This window comes from Vibrio sp. 10N.222.55.C6 (assembly GCF_041473395.1).
GTDB classification, from domain to species: Bacteria; Pseudomonadota; Gammaproteobacteria; order Enterobacterales; family Vibrionaceae; genus Vibrio; species Vibrio crassostreae_C.
In genome coordinates, this window is sequence record NZ_JBFRSD010000719.1 from 1 (window position 1) to 888 (window position 888).

Annotated in this window: 1 protein-coding gene; it reads right to left on the minus strand. The window is 42.8% G+C overall.

All coding sequences use genetic code 11. From position 1 onward, the window contains the following. Positions 1 to 693 (minus strand): MBL fold metallo-hydrolase (locus AB4486_RS25815; RefSeq protein ID WP_372119584.1); only part of this gene is annotated, 693 nt, incomplete at its 3' end. Positions 694 to 888: the final 195 nt, after the last annotated feature.

The window sequence follows — 888 nt, forward strand, 5'->3', positions numbered from 1 at the left end:
GTGGTTTAGTGCCTCCATATGGTTCGCAACCACCTTATTAGGGGAAAGACGAATAAACTCCATCACTTCATCAATAGACATCAATAACGGTTGACCAACGTCCATACGAGCACGACCTGCCGCGACTACTGTGATATCAGGTTTCAACTCAGTCAACGCTCGTTTTACACCATCGGTTAGAACTGTATCACCGCTAATGTAAATAGAAGGCTCATTGGGGAGCTCCAAGAAAAATCCAACACCATTAGCCATTACCTTGTGAATCCATCCATGGCCGTGCAAAGCCGGAACCGCGGTGAGCTTTCCGTCTAGAAAGTCGATAGTTTGCCAGTCTTCAATTCCCCAATTTACCGTTAAGTCGTATTTTTCTAGGTAAGCCTTATCTTTGGCTGGTGTCGCAACTGGGATATTACGACTTGTTAAAAACATCTCACCTGCCGGATCTAGGTGATCTCCATGTTGTAATGCCTTGATACCAAGTGTTTGACTGTGAGTAATTAAGGTATGAGTAACCTTGTTTAGTAGCTCATCGGCATTACTTGGCATCTCAACGGTTGGATTTTTCGCGGCCTTAGCCTTAATGACTGAAAACGGAGGCATAGAGCCTTTTTTCCCCAACATAGGATCAATAAGGATAAATGTTTCGCCAGATTCAATGAGAAAAGTTGCGCTACGTAGGTGGTGGATCTTCATAATGCCTCTCTAAACTCACTAACAAGTCATGTTCTCTATACGATTTAGTATGCTACTTTCCGACTTCTTATGATACTGTCTTGAAAGTCAACGTTCGCGCAAATCGAGACACTCATGAACAAATCAAGCGAGTTAATTAAAATTACTATGATAGCCTTTGAAGGCATCAGTGCTTTTCATCTCTCTGTGCCTTGT